We start from the raw sequence: 15,457 nt of genomic DNA on the forward strand, positions 1-15,457 counted from the left end.
CGGATGAACTTCAAGACCAAGCTGGGCCTGGGCATCCTGGCCTTCTTCACGCTGATCGCGGTCATCGGCTCGTGGATCGCGCCGTACGACCCGTCCGCGATGAGCGACGACCTGCTGTCGCCGCCGTCCGGGGCGCACTGGTTCGGCACGACCATGACCGGGCAGGACATCTTCTCCCAGGTGCTCGTGGGCACCAGGGGAGTGATGGTCGTCGGGCTCGTCTGCGGTGTCCTCGCGACGCTGCTGTCGATCCTCGTCGGCGTCACGTCCGGGTTCCTCGGCGGCGCTGCCGACGAGGCGTTGTCCATGCTGGCCAACGTCTTCCTGGTGATCCCGGCGCTGCCGCTGATCATCATCGTGGCCTCGATGCTGCCGTCAGCGGACACCGTGCTGATCGCCGCGGTGATCTCGCTGACCGCGTGGGCGTGGGGTGCGCGCGTTCTTCGTGCGCAGACGATGTCGTTGCGGCGCAGGGACTTCGTGGAGGCCGCGCGGGCATCCGGCGAGTCGACCTGGCGCATCATCGTGTTCGAGGTGCTGCCGAACCTGATGGCGGTGATCGCCTCCGGCTTCGTCGGCACGGTGATCTTCGCGGTCATGCTCCAGATCACCCTGTCGTTCGTCGGCGTGATCTCCCTGTCGACCTGGAACTGGGGCACGATCCTGTTCTGGGCGCAGAGCAACCAGGCGCTCGGCCTGGGCGCGTGGTGGTGGTTCGTCCCCGCCGGCCTGTGCATCGCGTTGCTGGGCACGGCGCTGGCGCTGATCAACTTCGGGATCGACGAGTACGCGAATCCCCGGCTGCGGAAGGTGCGCGCATGAGCCCGGTGCTGGAGATCCGCGATCTCTCGGTGGACTACGGCAACCTCCGTGCCGTGCACAACGTCTCGTTGTCGCTGAACAAGGGCGAGGTGCTGGGCCTCGCGGGGGAGTCCGGCAGCGGCAAGTCCACTTTGGCCTACGCCGCGACCCGGTTGCTGCAACCGCCGGGGCACGTGCCGTCCGGCGAGGTGTTCTTCAAGGGCAAGGACCTCCTGTCGCTGAGCGACAGGGAGCTGCAGGTCCTGCGCTGGAGCGAGATCTCGATCGTGTTCCAGGGTGCGATGAACGCCCTCAACCCGGTGATCTCGGTCGGCACCCAGCTCGACGACGTGCTGCGCGCCCACCGGCCGCAGATGCGCAAGCCCGCGCGCGTCGAGCGGGCCCGCGAACTGCTGTCGCTGGTGGGCATTCCGACCGACCGGCTCTCGGCGTACCCGCACCAGCTCTCCGGCGGCATGCGGCAGCGCGTGATGATCGCGATGGCGCTCGCGCTGGAACCCGAGATCATCATCATGGACGAGCCGACGACCGCGCTGGACGTGGTGGTGCAGCGGCAGATCCTCGGCCAGATGATGCGGCTGCGCGAGACGTTCGGCTTCTCGGTCATCTTCATCACCCACGACATCTCGCTGCTGGTCGAGTTCTCCGACCGGATCGCGATCATGTACGGCGGGCGCGTGGTCGAGGAGGCGCCGGCCGGCGAGATCTACCGGGCGGCGAAGCACCCGTACAGCAAGGGGTTGCTCGGGTCGTTCCCGGCGTTGCGCGGGCCCCGGCGCGAGCTGAAGGGCATCCCCGGCTCACCACCGGACCTGCGGTCGATGCCGTCCGGCTGCCCGTTCCACCCGCGGTGCCCGTCCGCCATGGACGTGTGCGGCGAGCGGATGCCGTCGCTCGAGGTCGTGGACAGCCGCAGCGTCGCCTGCTGGTTGGAGGGTGTGCATGTCTGAAGCTGTGCAAGGGCTGCCCGCCGACTTCTTCTGGGGCGTCGCGACTTCGGCGTACCAGATCGAGGGGGCGTTCGACGAGGACGGCCGGACGCTGTCCATCTGGGACACGTTCTCCCGTCGTCCGGGAGCCGTCGAGAACGGCGAGACCGGCGACGTGGCCTGCGACCACTACCACCGCATGCCGTCCGACGTGGCGATGATCGCCAGGCTCGGCGTGGACAAGTACCGGTTCTCCGTGTCGTGGCCGCGCATCCAGCCCGGCGGCCGCGGCCCGGTGAACGCCAAGGGCGTCGACTTCTACTCCCGGCTCGTGGACGAGCTGCTGGGCAAGGGCGTCGACCCGTGGCTCACGCTCTACCACTGGGACCTGCCGCAGGAGCTGGAGGACGCGGGCGGCTGGCCGCACCGCGACACCGCCTACCGCTTCGCCGAGTTCGCGGGCCTCGTGCACGACGCGCTGGGCGACCGGGTGCCGACGTGGACGACGCTGAACGAGCCGTGGTGCTCCGCGATGCTCGGCTACGACACCGGCAGGCACGCTCCCGGCCGCACGAACTTCGCCGAGGCCATGCGCGCCACGCACCACCTGCTGCTGGCGCACGGCCTGGCCGCGCAGGAACTGCGGTCGCGCGGGGTGGCGTCGTTGGGCATCACGCTGAACCTGGGCACGCACTCGGCCGCGTCGGACGACCCGCGCGACCTCGACGCCGCCCGCCGCGCCGACGGGCTGGGCACCCGGATCTACCTGGACCCGCTGGTGCACGGCCGTTACCCGGAGGACGTGCTGGCCGACATCGCGGCGCGCGGTGCCGAGATCCCGGCCCGTTCCGGCGACCTGGACATCATCTCGACCCCGATCGACGTCCTCGGCGTGAACTACTACACCTCGCACGTGCACCGGGCGACCGACGACCCGGCCGTGACCGAGGTGGTGCCGCAGGGCAGGCCCGTCACCGCGATGGGCTGGGAGATCGTGCCGGAGGGCTTCACGGCGTTGCTGGTGCGCCTGCAGCAGGACTACGGCGTGCCGATGGTGATCACCGAGAACGGCGCCGCCTTCGACGACCTCGACGTCGAGGACGGCTACGTCGCCGACACCGACCGCGTGGACTACCTGCGGTCGCACATCGGCGCCGTTGCCGCCGCCGTGCGGGCCGGCGCTGACGTGCGCGGCTATCTCGCGTGGTCGTTGATGGACAACTTCGAGTGGGGCTACGGGTACGGCAAGCGGTTCGGCATCGTGCGCGTCGACTACGAGACGCAGCAACGCACGTTGAAGCAGAGCGCGCAGTGGTACCGCGACCTGATCACGCGGTCGCGCGCCTGACCTCCCTGATCCCCGGCCCGGCCGTCGTGGTCTCTTCTGCGCCCTCACGACGGCCGGGCCGGTTCCATTCCCCGGCCTCGAACCTCGGTGGAGCGGGACTCGCGCACGACCGTTCTCGCGATCCAGCGGCGTAGATCACGTCCGAATGCACTAGCTAAGGCATACCTTAGTTAAGTTAGGGTTACTTTACGCCATTGGGGAGTGCTCGGAGAGGATCGCGATGGAACCGGTGTTAGACCTGGCCGGAATCGGCTTCGGCCCGTCCAACCTCGCTCTCGCGATCGCCGTGGAGGAGCACGAGCTCCCGGTCAGAGCCCGGTTCTTCGAACGGCAGCAGCGCTTCGGCTGGCACCGGGGGATGCTGCTGGAGGACGCCACGATGCAGGTGTCGTTCCTCAAGGATCTCGTCACCCTGCGCAACCCGACCAGCGGGTTCAGCTTCCTGTGCTACCTGCGCGACCGCGGCCGGTTGATCGACTTCGTCAACCACAAGAACCTCTACCCGCTGCGCAAGGAGTTCCACGACTACTTCGAGTGGGCGGCGGAACGGGTCGAGCACCACGTCTCGTACGGCGTGGAGGTCTCCGGCGTCCGGGCGGACGACGAGGGCTTCGCGTTCACGGCGGGGGACCGCGAGGTCAGGACGCGCAACCTGGTGCTCGCGACCGGCCTGGAGGCGAACCTGCCGGACGGCATCGAGGCCGGTGACCGCATCTGGCACAACAAGGACCTGCTCACCCGCGTCGGCACACTGAAGGACCCGCGCCAGGTCGTCGTGGTCGGCGCCGGCCAGAGCGCGGCAGAGGCCGTCGCGTTCTTCCACGACCGGTTCCCCGAGGCCGAGGTGCACGGCGTCTTCGCGCGCTACGGCTACAGCCCGGCCGACGACAGCTCGTTCGCCAACCGGATCTTCGACCCCGCCGCCGTGGACGACTTCTACACCGCGCCGGAGGAGGTCAAGGCCAAGCTCATGGGCTACCACGCCAACACCAACTACGGCGTGGTCGACGGCGACCTGATCGAGGAGCTGTACCGCCGGGTCTACCGCGAGAAGGTCGTCGGCAGGCAGAGGTTGTTGCTGCACAACACCTCCCGCCTCACCGACGTCACGCCGGACGGCAAGTGCGTGGTCGAGTCGCTCGCCGACGGCGGGCAGCTGCCGATCGACGCGGACGTGATCGTCTACGCCACCGGCTACCGCCCGGCCAACCCCGTCCGCCTGCTCGGCGACCTCGCCGGCCACTGCGAACGCGACGAGCGCGGCCGCCTGAAGGTCACCCGCGACTACCGCGTCGTCACGGACAAGGGCCTGCGCGGCGGCGTCTACCTGCAGGGCGGCACCGAGCACACGCACGGCATCACGTCGTCGCTGCTGTCCAACACCGCCGTGCGCGTCGGCGAGATCCTCGACTCGGTGCTGCGCCGGGTCGCCCAGCACCACACCGAGTTCGAGCTCCACGCAGTCAAGTAGTTCCGGCACGAGAGGATCGTCATGACCAACCCGTTCGAGGACCCGCAGGGCCGTTTCTTCGTGCTGGTCAACGGAGAAGAGCAGCACTCGCTGTGGCCGACGTTCGCGGAGGTGCCCGCCGGGTGGACCAAGGTGTTCGGCGAGGAGAGCCGCGAGGCGTGCCTGGCCTACGTCGAGGAGAACTGGACGGACCTGCGCCCGGCCTCTATCCGTTGAGGTAGTCGGCGAAAGTGCAGTTGCCTACCGCTCGGTCGGGGCTCAGGTTCCCGCCCGCGCGGTAGGCACGATAGGTCGCTCCAGGCGCCTTCAACGTCACGATCCTGCGCGTCTTTCCCCTGGCAGCCAGGTACATCCGCGCGAACTCGACCGCCTCGCGGATCTCCGGCCCGCCCATCTCGGGCGCCTTGCCCGCCGGTGGCGCCTGCGCCAGCGACGCCAGCTCCACGCCCACCTCGGCCTCGTCGACCGGCTGGAACCGGAACCCCGGCACGAGCATCACCGGTAGCTTCGACGCGCCCTCGAACATCCTGACCAGCAACGAGTGGAACTGCGTCGCCCGCAGGATCGTGCACGGGATCCCGGAGTCGAGGATCAGCCGCTCGGCCGCGAGCTTCTGCTTGTAGTAGGGCAGCGGCACCTCGTGGCAGCCCACGATCGAGATGTAGACCAGGTGCGACGGCTTCGAGGCCAGCACCGACCTGGCCATCGCCACCTCGTGCCGGAACGACGTCGCGCAGTGCACCACCACGTCGGCCCGCAACGCGCGCAACCCCGTGCCGCGCACCAGGTCCGTGCCGGAGGAACGCGACACCGACCGCGCTCCCGGCAACGCGGCGACGACGTGCCGGCCCAGCGATCCGGTGCCACCCGTGACGACGAAGGTCATGCGTCCACCCTGGCACGGTGGTAGTAGGCCAGCACCACGGTGCCCGAGACGGCGGCGACCGCGCTGATCACCAGGCCCGCCTGCGACAGGCCGCTCATGCCGGAGCCCTCGCCGAGCAGCTTGATGCCGATCCACGCGGCCACGATCGGGTTGACCACGGTCTGACCCGCGACGACCAGGTCGGGCGGGCCGGCGGCGTAGCCGAGCTGGATGAACCAGGCGCCGGTCAGGAACGCGACGGCCAGCGCGCCCATGGACAGCCACTTGATCTCGGGCAACGCCGTGGTGACGTCCCTGACCAGCACCGCGACCAGGCCGTACAGGATGCCGGCGCCGACCGAGAGCGACAGCGCGCGCACGGTGTCCGCGGTGAACGTGGCCGCCACGACGCACACCAGCACGCCCGCGACCACGAGCTGCCCCGCCTGCAACGCCACGTTCGCCGACACCTGCGTCGGCACCGCCTCGCCCGCCGTGATCGACACGAACACCACGATCCCGGCCGTCGCCACCAGCACCGCGACGGCGAGCATGCCGGTGAACCTCCTGGCCCGCGCGACCGCGATGATCGGGATGGCCAGCGCGTTCAGCGGCGCGACCACCGACACGGGGGCCAGCGCCAGCGCCACGACCTGCAGCACCGCGCACGCGAAGAGGACGAGGAACCCGGAGACCCAGCGGCGTGAGCGCACCAGCTGGTGGGCCGAGGCCAGCCTGAGTCCCGGCAGCTCACGCACACCGGCGTGCTGCCACATCGCGCCGAGCGCACTGCACCCGGCCGCGAGCACCGCGCACAGGATCGCGACCCCGACCACGTGGCCAATGCTACCTCGCCACTGCTATGGTTCATTACATGAGTAACGAACCAAGGAACTAGCGATGTTCGACGACAGGAGCCCGATCTACCGGCAGATCGCCGACCGGATCAAGGCGGACGTGCTCAGCGGGGCGTTGAAGGCGGACGAGCAGGTCATGTCGACCAACCAGTACGCCTCCTACTACCGGATCAACCCCGCGACGGCCGCGAAGGCGTTCCAGCAGCTCGTGGACGAGCAGGTGCTCTACAAGAAGAGGGGGATCGGGATGTTCGTGAGCGCGCAGGCTCGCGACATGCTGCGGGCGCAGGGGAGGGAGACCTTCTTCGGCGAGGTGGTGGACCCGATGGTCGCGGAGGCGCGCGCCATCGGCATCCCGCTCGCGGAGGTCATCCGCAGGATCGAGCAGCACGAGAACAACGGGGGCGTGTGATGCGGATCGACGTGCAGGGGCTGAGCGTGCGCTACGGCGACGTGACGGCCATCGACGACATGAGCTTCTCCCTGTCCGGCAACAGGATCTACGGCCTGCTGGGCCGCAACGGCTCGGGCAAGACCAGCCTGATGTCCGCGCTCGCGGGCTACCGCAAGCCTTCAGGAAGCGTTCAGCTCGACGGGGTGGAGGTCTTCGAGAACGCCGCCGCGATGCGTCAGGTGTGCCTGGTGCGGCACGCCAGCGACGCCGCGGACAAGGGCGACAAGGTCTCGTACGTGCTGGAGTACGGCGCGGCGTGGCGCGACACGTGGGACAACGACTACGCGCTGGAGCTCACCGAGCTGTTCAAGATCGGGCTGAAGACCAAGGTCGGCGCGCTGTCGCTCGGCCAGCGGTCCGCGCTCGGCGTCGTCATCGGGCTCGCCAGCCGGTCACCGCTGACGATGCTGGACGAGGCGCACCTCGGCATGGACACGCCGACGCGGTACGCGTTCTACGACACGATGCTCAACGACTTCATGGCGCACCCGCGCACGATCGTCCTCTCCACGCACCTGATCGAGGAGCTGGCCTCGTTGCTGGAGGAGGTCGTGATCATCGACGCCGGCCGGCTGGTGCTCCAGGAGGAGGCCGACGTGCTGCGCTCGCGCGGCACCGAGGTCACCGGCAACGCCGCCGACGTCGACGAGTTCACCGCGGCGCTGACCGTGCTGAGCGAGAAGTCGCTGGGGCGCACCAAGTCCGCGATGGTCTACGGCGCGCTGGACGATGGGCGGCTGGTCCGGGCGCGGCAGCTCGGGCTGGAGCTCGGGCCGATCGCGTTGCAGGACCTGTTCGTGCACCTCACCGACCCGGTCGGAGGCAAGCGGTGAAGATCTTCCGGCACCTGACGACCACGGTCGGCCTGTTCTGCGTGCTGATCGCGGCCGGAGCCTTCGCGCTGGCCATCGTGACACCGTTCGCGGTCGACGCCTTCACCCGCGTCGAGCTCAGCTCGTGGAACGTCGTGGCCTCGCAGATCGCGCGCTGGTTCCTGTTCTGGGTCGGCATCTACCTGATCCACAACCTGCTGCCGATCGCCGTCGCGCACGGCCGCACCCGCCGGGAGTTCCTCGCTGGGGCGTCCGCCTTCGCGTTCGTGCTGGTGCTCGTGATGGCGCTGGTCAGCTGGCTGGGGTTCCTCGTCGAGGGCGGGATCTACTCGGCGATGGAGTGGGCCTCCGACGGGCACGCCTCACCGGTCGCGTACTTCCTGATGTTCCTGGTGTGGTGCGTCACCGGCATGTTCTGCGCGGCGGCGTTCGACAGGTTCGGCGCGGGCGGGGTCTTCTCCATCCCGATCGCCCTTCCCCTCCTGGCCGTCACGACGGTGGAGATCCCCGGATCGGGCAACCTGCCGTTCATCCCGGACCTGCCGTCACTGCTGGGCGCCGGCTGGCACCTGGTGTCGGTGGCGGCGTTCCTGGTCGCGCTCGCCGGTACTTGGGCGATCGCCAGGACCATGCCGGTGCGGGTCCGCACCTAGCCGCTCTCCCGCACCACCAGAGAAGGTTCGAACACCACCGAGGTGGCGGGGGAGTGCGGCGCGGCGAGCTGGCGCAGCAGCTGCCTGGCCATCTCGGCGGCCATGTCGGTGATCGGCTGACGGACGGTCGTGAGCTCGGGTTCGGTGGTCAGCGCGGCACTGCTGTCGTCGAACCCCACGACCGCCACGTCGTCGGGCACCTTGCGCCCGGCGCGGTGCAGCACGGGGATCGCGCCGTTCGCCATCAGGTCCGACGCGACGAACACGCCGTCGACGTCGGGGCAGCAGCGCAGCAGCTGTTCCATCGCCTTCACACCGGACTGCCGGGTGAAGTCGCCGTGCACGACGACGGCGTCCGGCACCTCGGCGAGGAACCCGGCCAGCCGGTCCTGGCCCGCCGGGGTGTCCTGCGGGCCGGTGATCGTCGCGATCCGCCTGCACCGCAACGACTTGAGCCGTCTTCCGGCGAGCGCGGCGCCGGCCGTCTGGTTCACGTCGACGTAGGTGATCGGCATCGGCTTGAGCGGGCGGCCCGCCAGCACGACCGGCAGCCCGGCCGCGATCAGCTGGCCCGGTACCGGATCGGCGGGGTCGGTGTGCACGAGGATCACGCCGTCCAGGCGCCCGCAGCGCAGGTCGCTCAACGCCTGCTCGCGGGTGCCCGGCCCGGTCATCATCAGCACCAGGTGGATGCCGAGCGGGCGCACGACCCTCGTCACGCCGCTGACGACGCTCGCGAGGTGCGGGTCGCCGTCCATGCGGCGTTCGTCGGGCAGCAGCAGGCCGATGGCGTCGGCGCGGCGCGTGACGAGCGACCGCGCGGCGATGTTCGGCAGGTAACCCGTGCTGGAGATGGCCCTCTCGACCGCGTGCCGCAGTGCCTCGTCGACGCTCGACGCGCCGTTGACCACTCTCGACGCCGTCGCGCGCGACACCCCGGCCACGCGGGCGACCTCCTCCAGTGTCACGCGCTTCACCCCGCCGCCAGTTCGGCCGTGCGGTGGCGTTCCATCAGCTTCACGACCTCGGCCGTCGGCGGGTGGGTGATCGCCGATCCCGCGGACCGCACGACCTCCAGCGACTCGGTGAGGTGCGTGCGCACGAACTGGTCCAGGGCGTCCCGGCTGGTGGCGGCGAGCGCGATCTCGGCGTCCGTGGGCATGCCCGGCATGTCGTGCCCGGCGTGCTGGTTCACGTACGGCGCGTCGAGCAGCTCGCGCAGGGCGGTGAGCTCGATGGCCCGGTTCTCCTTGAGCTCGGCGCGGTCGGTGAGGTCGAGCAGCTTGAGCGCCTGTTCGTCGGTTGCGATCGCCAGCTCGACGAACGCCCGTTCCGTTGCGCCGTAAGCGTTCGCGGTGGCCGGTGGTGGCGCGGGGGCGGGGGGTGGAGCCTGCTGGCAGGCCGCGAGAAGGCCTGCCAGCAGGAGAACAGCTACCCGTGGTTGCCGGCGTGGTCGCACTTGATCACCACGTTGATGCAGTTGCGGACGCGGCGTTCCATCTCGGCCCGCGGCCACACGTTGAAGAAGTCGCCGTGCATCGTCTGCCCTGTACCGGAAGCGAGTCGCAGTCCGGCGGTGCTGCCGTTGACCGGATACCTCAGCACCATGCGGAGCTTCGGCACCGGGACGGGGTGGCTCGACGGGCAGCCGCCCGCGACCGGGTAGGACATGTGGGACTTGTGGTCGGCCGAGTCCAGGTTGCGGCCGTCCCAGCACTGCGGGAAGTCCAGATAGGTCTCGAGCATCGTGCCCGCCGGGCAGGTCACGAAGTTCTTGGACGGGTTGACGTGTCCGGCGTGCAGGCAGGACCAGCGAGCGATGCTGTCGGCGTCGCCCGTGGCTTTCGCGTTGCCCGCCACGATCTTGAGCCCGTACGGGGTGGGCTGGATCGCCGCCGGGTTGTTCACGCCCTCACCGAGGTAGTAGAAGGTGACGCCGGTGGGGGCGATCGCGGTGTTGTCCCGGTACAGCGTCGGCACCCAGTACGACGAGATGTCCGCGACCGGGTTGCAGTTGCCGGTCTGGCCCTCCAGCGACTGCTGGGTGGACCGGGCGTTCGTCGAGTGGTTGCCGAAGAAGTCGTGCATGTGCGACGCGCCGGCGAGGTTCGGCAGGACGATCGGGTCGTCCGGCAGCCGGTGACTGACGGGACACTCCGCGAGGAACTCGGCCACGCGGACGGGTTCTCCTTGTGCCGCAACGGGAATGCTGAAAGCCGAGGCTATCAGCCCGATGACGGCGGCGATGTGGAACAGACGCTTCCTCATTGAAGCTTTCCTCTCCGCAGCAGGATTGGGAGAGCGCTCTCACGCCATTCGAGCATGGCGCAGTCCGCAATCGGCCGTCAATCCGCAAGAAACGTTCAGAAGTCCCGGTTTTCTTGACAGGGCGTGTCCGCTGCCCTGACTCTCGGTGCCGAACTCCTGTCGCAAGAGAGCGCTCTCTCGCCGTCACCTCTCGTTCTCCGAACCAGGAGCATCCATGTCAGGAAGGCTTCAACGCGGAAGATTTCCTCTGGTGGTCGCGGCGCTCGCCGTGGCCGCTCTCATCGTTCCCGTCACGGCTTCCGCCGCGGGTCCGCTGATCTCGCAGAACCGTCCGGTCACCGCTTCGAGCAGCGAGAACGTCGCGTTCGGCGCGGCGGCCGCGGTCGACGGCGACGCCGGTACGCGCTGGTCGAGCACGTTCAGCGACCCGCAGTGGATCCAGATCGACCTCGGCTCGTCCGCGCGGGTCGACCAGGTGGTGCTGGCCTGGGAGGCCGCGAGCGCGCGGGCCTACACGCTGAGCATCTCGGCCAACGGCACCAACTGGCAGGAACTTCGTCGAACGACGACCGGTCCCGGCGGGACCGAGACGCTCGCGGTCAGCGGCACCGGCCGGTACGTGCGGCTCGACCTGACCCAGCGGGCCACGCAGTGGGGCTACTCGCTGTGGGAGTTCCAGGTGTTCGGCACCCGCGACGGCGGTGGCGGGGAAACCCTGCTGTCGTACGGGAAAACCGGTGCCGCGTCGAGCTCGCAGGACGACGGTACCTGCTGGCAGTGCTTCCCGGTCAGGGCGTTCGACCGCGATCCCGCCTCGCGCTGGGCGACGAGCCCGGTGAACGGCTGGGTCGACCCCGGCTGGATCTCCGTCGACCTCGGTGCCACCGCCCAGATCTCGAAGGTCGTGCTCCAGTGGGACGCGGCGTTCGCCACCGCCTACCGGCTCGAGGTGTCCGACGACAACGCGAACTGGCGGCAGATCTACTCGACCACGACCGGCCGCGGCTTCAAGGAGACGCTGACGGTCAGCGGTACCGGCCGTTATGTGCGCATGTACGGCACGGCGAGGTCGAACGGCTACGGCTACTCGTTGTGGGAGTTCCAGGTCTACGGCACGGGCGGCGCCCCTGTCACGCCTCCGCCGTTGCCGCCGAACCCGTCGTTCCCCGGCCGGCTGGTGTGGGCCGACGAGTTCAACGCTCCCGCCGGGACCGGGCCGGACGCCTCGAAGTGGACGCCGGAGACCGGGCCGGGCGTGAACAACGAGCTGCAGTACTACACGAACAACAACAACGCCCGGCACGACGGCAACGGCAACCTGGTGTTGCAGGCCCGGCGTGAGGTGACGCCCGGCAGCGCGTGCCCGGTGGACCCGGTGAGCGGCAGCGGAACCTGCCAGTACACGTCGGCGAGGCTCAACACCTATGGCAAGTTCAAGTTCACCTACGGCCGGGTCGAGGCGCGGATCAAGGTGTCGTCGACGCAGGGGCTGTGGCCGGCGTTCTGGATGCTGGGCGCGGACTTCTTCGACCAGGGCAGACCGTGGCCGTACACCGGCGAGATCGACATCATGGAACACGTCGGCAAGGAACCGAACACCGTCTACTCGACCCTGCACGCTCCCGCCTACTTCGGTGCGGGTGGGTACGGGTCACCGCTCGCCCTCGGCCAGCCCGCGTCCTCGGCGTTCCGCACGTTCGCGGTGGAGTGGGACTCCAGCCACATGACGTTCAGCGTGGACGGCAACCGGTTCTTCACCGTCGACCGCAACGTCCTGGAGACCACGCGCGGGCCTTGGGTGTACGACCACCCGTTCTTCCTGATCATCAACAACGCCGTCGGCGGCGACTGGCCCGGCCCGCCGGGGGCCGGGACGCAGCTGCCGCAGGACATGGTGCTGGACTACGTCAGGGTGTACCAGTGATGGAGACGCGGGCCGGCGGCGAGACGTCGAAAGCCTCGCTGACCGCTTCGACCTCGATCTGCGCGGTCTCGCCGTTCGCCAGCGGGATCGCGGGCACGAAGTACGCGTCGTTGGTCGTGCCGCCGAGGAAGATCCGTTCGGTGCCGGTCCACTTGTAGACCCGGTACTGGCGGACGTTCGGTGATCTCGTCCAGGTGAGCCGTGCCGACGCCGTGGTGGCGTTGGTGCGGCTCACCTGCACGACGGTCACGCCGGTCGGCGCGGCGGGCGGGGTCATCACCGGGTTCGTGACGCCGATCCGGCCGATCAGCGCGGTGACGGCCGGGCCGGCCAGGACCCGCAGCGAGATCTCGGTCAGCGTGGCGCCGGAGTGCTCGCCGAGCGGGAAGACGCTGCGCCGCCACGCGCCGCTGACGCCGCCGAGGTCGAGGACGCGTTCCGTCGTGCCGAACCTCAGCACCGCCTGGAGCCGCGACGGCCCGGTGCCGGTGCGGTGCACGACCTCCAGCTGGGTGTTGCCGGTGATCGTCAACGACGTCGCGAACAGCCGGACGTCGTTGTTCTGCTGGGGCGTGCCGGTGATCTTCAACCCCGTGCCGCCGTCGTACGGGTCGTCCCAGTCGAGCGAGGGCGTCACCTTCGTGCCCGTGCCGCTGACGCTCCACCGCCACGTGGGCAGGACGTCCTGCAGGCTCAGGTTGTTCCACTGCTGCGTGGAGCGGACCGTGCCGCCGACGGCGAACTTCCTGCCGTGGCCGGTGTTGAAGTTCGTGACGAACGGCAGGCTCGTGATCGGCGTCAGTTCGGTGACGTAGTGCGCGACGCCCTTCCAGCTCGCGGTCGTCGTCGTGTTGGCGGGATCGCCGTTCTGGCCGACCCAGAACCTGTTGTCCCGCGCGTAGAAGTCCGCGGGGCTGGTCGCCGACTTGAACGTCCACTCCGGACGGTAGAAGCCGAGCGACGTCACGTGCGGCCTGTTCTCGGGGAACACGCTCGCCCAGCCGACGCTGGTGTTGTAGCCGTTGGCCTCGACGTCCACCCCGGACGCCAGGTCGTACGGGCTGCGACCCATCTGCTGCGCGAGCGCGGCCGAGCTCTGCAACCCCTGCGCGCTCCACCAGAAGTTCAGGAACATCTCGTCGGACGGCTCGAAGAACATCCGGTTGCGCGCGGTCAGGGCGTTCTGCCAGCTGACGCTGCCGGTGTCGGTCATGGCGTCGTACCAGATGACCCGCAGCCCTGACTTCTTCATGTACACGACGAAGTCGCGCATGTCGGCCGCGAGCTGCGCGTTGCCGCCGGCCGTCTCCTGGTTGAGGAACCAGCCGTCGAACCCGTAGTGCCGGGCGACCTGGATCATCTTGTCCGCCACCGGGAACCGGTCGCCCTCGCGCTTGACGAAGTCGCGCACCCACTGGATCTGGCCGCCGTACGCCGTCGGCGGCAGGAACACGTTGCCGATGACCTTCACACCGTTGCGGTGCGCGGCGTCGGTGACGGTCGCGTTGGGAGCGAGGATCAGGCCCTCGGAGGCGCTGCCGCCCCAGAACACCAGTTCGTCGATGTACTGCCAGTAGTTCGTGGCGTAGTAGTTCATGTCGAGCGCGCCCTGGGCGGGGTTGTTGCTCGTCGGCGCGTACGCCACCAACGCCTGCACGCGGGCCTCGTTCGGATGGGCGTGCGCGTTGGCCGGTCTGGCCGGGACGACACGTCTGGCCAGCGGCACCGTGCTGCGGTTGTACCGCGCGTCCCGGTCCGTCGCCGGATCCCAGTTCAGGATCGTGGCGGGATGCCAGTAGGACGCGTACGGCTGCGCGGTATCGGCGGCGGCGGACGCGGGAGTCTCCGACAGCAGACCGGTGAGTGCTGCTGTGGAGCTCAGAACGAGGAACTGTCTCCGTGTGGGCACGGGATCACCATCGTGGGCCGTCTGATTCGCCGCATACCGCCTCTTCGGTGACTGGACAGGACGACAACGTCCCGGTCCGCTGCGTTGGGTGACCGCGTCGAATTCGACGACGGTCCGTCGAACGGCGTCGAAGGCAGCGGCGACCACCCGGCGTCCGGTGTCCCAACGCCGCCGAAACATCCCGGTAACCATCCGAGTGGCCGAATCGTCCCGCCCTACCGAGCGGTAGCGTGAGCCTCGCCGTCGCTTTTGGTTCCCCTGCAACCAATCGAGGTGTCTTCGTCGTGCGCGTCAAACCCCTGCTCGCGGCGCTGGTCCTGGCGCTGATCCCAGCCACCGCCCCCGCCGTCGCCACCGCGGCGGCCAACCCCTACGAGCGCGGCCCCGCACCCACGGCCGCCACCGTCGAGGCCGCCCGCGGCACGTTCGCCGTGACCTCGGCCGCCGTCGCCCGCCAGTCGAACTTCGGCGGCGGCACGGTCTACACCCCGACCAGTGATCTCACGTTCGGCGCGATCGCCGTCTCGCCCGGCTTCACCGCCACCCAGTCGTCGGTCGCGCACTTCGGGCCCAGGCTGGCGTCCTACGGGTTCGTGGTGATCACCATCAACACGTTGTCCGGCTTCGACGACCCGGACAGCCGCGGCCGTCAGCTGCTGGCCGCGCTGGACTACGTGGTCCGCACCAACCCGCGCGTCGACGCCTCGCGCCTCGCCGTGATGGGGCACTCGATGGGCGGCGGGGGAGCGTTGCGCGCCTCCGCGACCCGGCCCGCGTTGCAGGCCTCGATCCCGATGGCCGGCTGGCACACCACCAAGAACTGGTCGACGGTCCAGGTGCCGACCCTGGTGCTCGGCGGCCAGAACGACCCGACCGCGCCGAACTCGCAGCACTCGACGCCGTTCTACAACTCGATCACGGCCGCGCCGGACAAGGCGTTCCTGGAACTGCGCGGCGGTGACCACTCGGCGCCGCGCAGCGACAACGTGACGGTGCGCAAGTACACGCTGTCGTGGCTCAAGCGATTCGTGGACGACGACGTGCGCTACGACCAGTTCCTGTGCCCGGCGCCCGCGCCGAACACGCTGATCAGCGCCTACCGGGACACCTGCCCGCACGCGTGA

General features: G+C 69.4%; 16 protein-coding genes. 10 read left to right on the top strand and 6 right to left on the bottom strand.

Annotated elements, in window-relative coordinates:
* Window positions 1-3 precede the first annotated feature (3 nt).
* The 5 genes from ACQEU1_RS41985 (at window position 4) to ACQEU1_RS42005 (ending at window position 4,786) form a co-directional block, all read left to right on the top strand.
* A complete protein-coding gene (locus ACQEU1_RS41985; RefSeq protein WP_382443590.1) occupies window positions 4-822 on the top strand; it encodes an ABC transporter permease in 819 nt (272 codons plus the stop codon).
* Window positions 819-1,772, top strand: coding sequence for an ABC transporter ATP-binding protein (locus ACQEU1_RS41990; RefSeq protein ID WP_433215355.1), 954 nt, complete (start codon window positions 819-821; stop codon window positions 1,770-1,772). The genes ACQEU1_RS41985 and ACQEU1_RS41990 overlap by 4 nt, the downstream gene beginning before the upstream one ends.
* Window positions 1,765-3,099, top strand: a complete 1,335-nt coding sequence (locus ACQEU1_RS41995) for a GH1 family beta-glucosidase (RefSeq protein ID WP_433215358.1) — start codon at window positions 1,765-1,767, stop codon at window positions 3,097-3,099. The genes ACQEU1_RS41990 and ACQEU1_RS41995 overlap by 8 nt, the downstream gene beginning before the upstream one ends.
* Before the next feature lie 220 nt (window positions 3,100-3,319).
* Window positions 3,320-4,570 carry a lysine N(6)-hydroxylase/L-ornithine N(5)-oxygenase family protein gene (locus ACQEU1_RS42000; RefSeq protein WP_433215361.1) on the top strand — a complete coding sequence of 417 codons (1,251 nt, stop codon included), beginning with the start codon at window positions 3,320-3,322 and terminating at the stop codon, window positions 4,568-4,570.
* A gap of 21 nt (window positions 4,571-4,591) precedes the next feature.
* The gene (locus ACQEU1_RS42005) at window positions 4,592-4,786 is read left to right on the top strand and encodes an MbtH family protein (RefSeq protein ID WP_433215364.1); all 195 of its coding nucleotides are present in this window, start codon (window positions 4,592-4,594) and stop codon (window positions 4,784-4,786) included.
* Here the strand turns inward: ACQEU1_RS42005 and ACQEU1_RS42010 are convergent.
* Together ACQEU1_RS42010 and ACQEU1_RS42015 are read right to left on the bottom strand one after the other, a co-directional pair.
* Window positions 4,776-5,456 (bottom strand): SDR family oxidoreductase, encoded by a 681-nt coding sequence (locus ACQEU1_RS42010; RefSeq protein ID WP_433215367.1) that lies wholly within the window; start codon window positions 5,454-5,456, stop codon window positions 4,776-4,778. The two genes, ACQEU1_RS42005 and ACQEU1_RS42010, sit on opposite strands and share 11 nt — an antisense overlap.
* Window positions 5,453-6,271, bottom strand: coding sequence for a hypothetical protein (locus ACQEU1_RS42015; RefSeq protein ID WP_433215369.1), 819 nt, complete (start codon window positions 6,269-6,271; stop codon window positions 5,453-5,455). Before ACQEU1_RS42015 ends, ACQEU1_RS42010 begins: the two co-directional genes overlap by 4 nt.
* Before the next feature lie 64 nt (window positions 6,272-6,335).
* Between ACQEU1_RS42015 and ACQEU1_RS42020 the strand changes: the two genes are divergently transcribed.
* The 3 genes from ACQEU1_RS42020 to ACQEU1_RS42030 are packed head-to-tail and all read left to right on the top strand — an operon-like array spanning window position 6,336 to window position 8,232.
* Entirely contained in the window at window positions 6,336-6,704 is a 369-nt protein-coding gene (locus ACQEU1_RS42020) for a GntR family transcriptional regulator (protein ID WP_394617695.1), read from the top strand.
* Window positions 6,704-7,579: an ATP-binding cassette domain-containing protein gene (locus ACQEU1_RS42025; RefSeq protein WP_433215373.1), complete on the top strand. Its 876-nt coding sequence runs from the start codon at window positions 6,704-6,706 to the stop codon at window positions 7,577-7,579. Before ACQEU1_RS42020 ends, ACQEU1_RS42025 begins: the two co-directional genes overlap by 1 nt.
* Window positions 7,576-8,232: a hypothetical protein gene (locus ACQEU1_RS42030; RefSeq protein WP_433215376.1), complete on the top strand. Its 657-nt coding sequence runs from the start codon at window positions 7,576-7,578 to the stop codon at window positions 8,230-8,232. The genes ACQEU1_RS42025 and ACQEU1_RS42030 overlap by 4 nt, the downstream gene beginning before the upstream one ends.
* Here ACQEU1_RS42030 and ACQEU1_RS42035 read toward each other — a convergent pair.
* From ACQEU1_RS42035 to ACQEU1_RS42045, 3 genes are read right to left on the bottom strand one after another with little or no spacing between them, the layout of a single operon-like run.
* Window positions 8,229-9,200, bottom strand: a complete 972-nt coding sequence (locus ACQEU1_RS42035; RefSeq protein ID WP_433215379.1) for a LacI family DNA-binding transcriptional regulator — start codon at window positions 9,198-9,200, stop codon at window positions 8,229-8,231. The genes ACQEU1_RS42030 and ACQEU1_RS42035 overlap by 4 nt on opposite strands.
* Window positions 9,201-9,205: 5 nt before the next feature.
* Entirely contained in the window at window positions 9,206-9,691 is a 486-nt protein-coding gene (locus ACQEU1_RS42040; protein ID WP_433215382.1) for a hypothetical protein, read from the bottom strand.
* Window positions 9,664-10,500, bottom strand: coding sequence for a DUF1996 domain-containing protein (locus ACQEU1_RS42045; RefSeq protein ID WP_433215385.1), 837 nt, complete (start codon window positions 10,498-10,500; stop codon window positions 9,664-9,666). Before ACQEU1_RS42045 ends, ACQEU1_RS42040 begins: the two co-directional genes overlap by 28 nt.
* Before the next feature lie 214 nt (window positions 10,501-10,714).
* Between ACQEU1_RS42045 and ACQEU1_RS42050 the strand changes: the two genes are divergently transcribed.
* Window positions 10,715-12,424, top strand: coding sequence for a discoidin domain-containing protein (locus ACQEU1_RS42050; RefSeq protein WP_433215388.1), 1,710 nt, complete (start codon window positions 10,715-10,717; stop codon window positions 12,422-12,424).
* Here the strand turns inward: ACQEU1_RS42050 and ACQEU1_RS42055 are convergent.
* Window positions 12,408-14,333: an endo-beta-N-acetylglucosaminidase gene (locus ACQEU1_RS42055; protein ID WP_433215391.1), complete on the bottom strand. Its 1,926-nt coding sequence runs from the start codon at window positions 14,331-14,333 to the stop codon at window positions 12,408-12,410. The genes ACQEU1_RS42050 and ACQEU1_RS42055 overlap by 17 nt on opposite strands.
* Window positions 14,334-14,617: 284 nt before the next feature.
* On the opposite strand from ACQEU1_RS42055, the gene ACQEU1_RS42060 reads away from it, so the two are divergent.
* Window positions 14,618-15,457, top strand: coding sequence for a dienelactone hydrolase family protein (locus ACQEU1_RS42060; RefSeq protein WP_433215394.1), 840 nt, complete (start codon window positions 14,618-14,620; stop codon window positions 15,455-15,457).

Origin of the sequence: Lentzea sp. CA-135723 (assembly GCF_050936595.1) — a bacterium.
Lineage (GTDB): Bacteria > Actinomycetota > Actinomycetes > Mycobacteriales > Pseudonocardiaceae > Lentzea.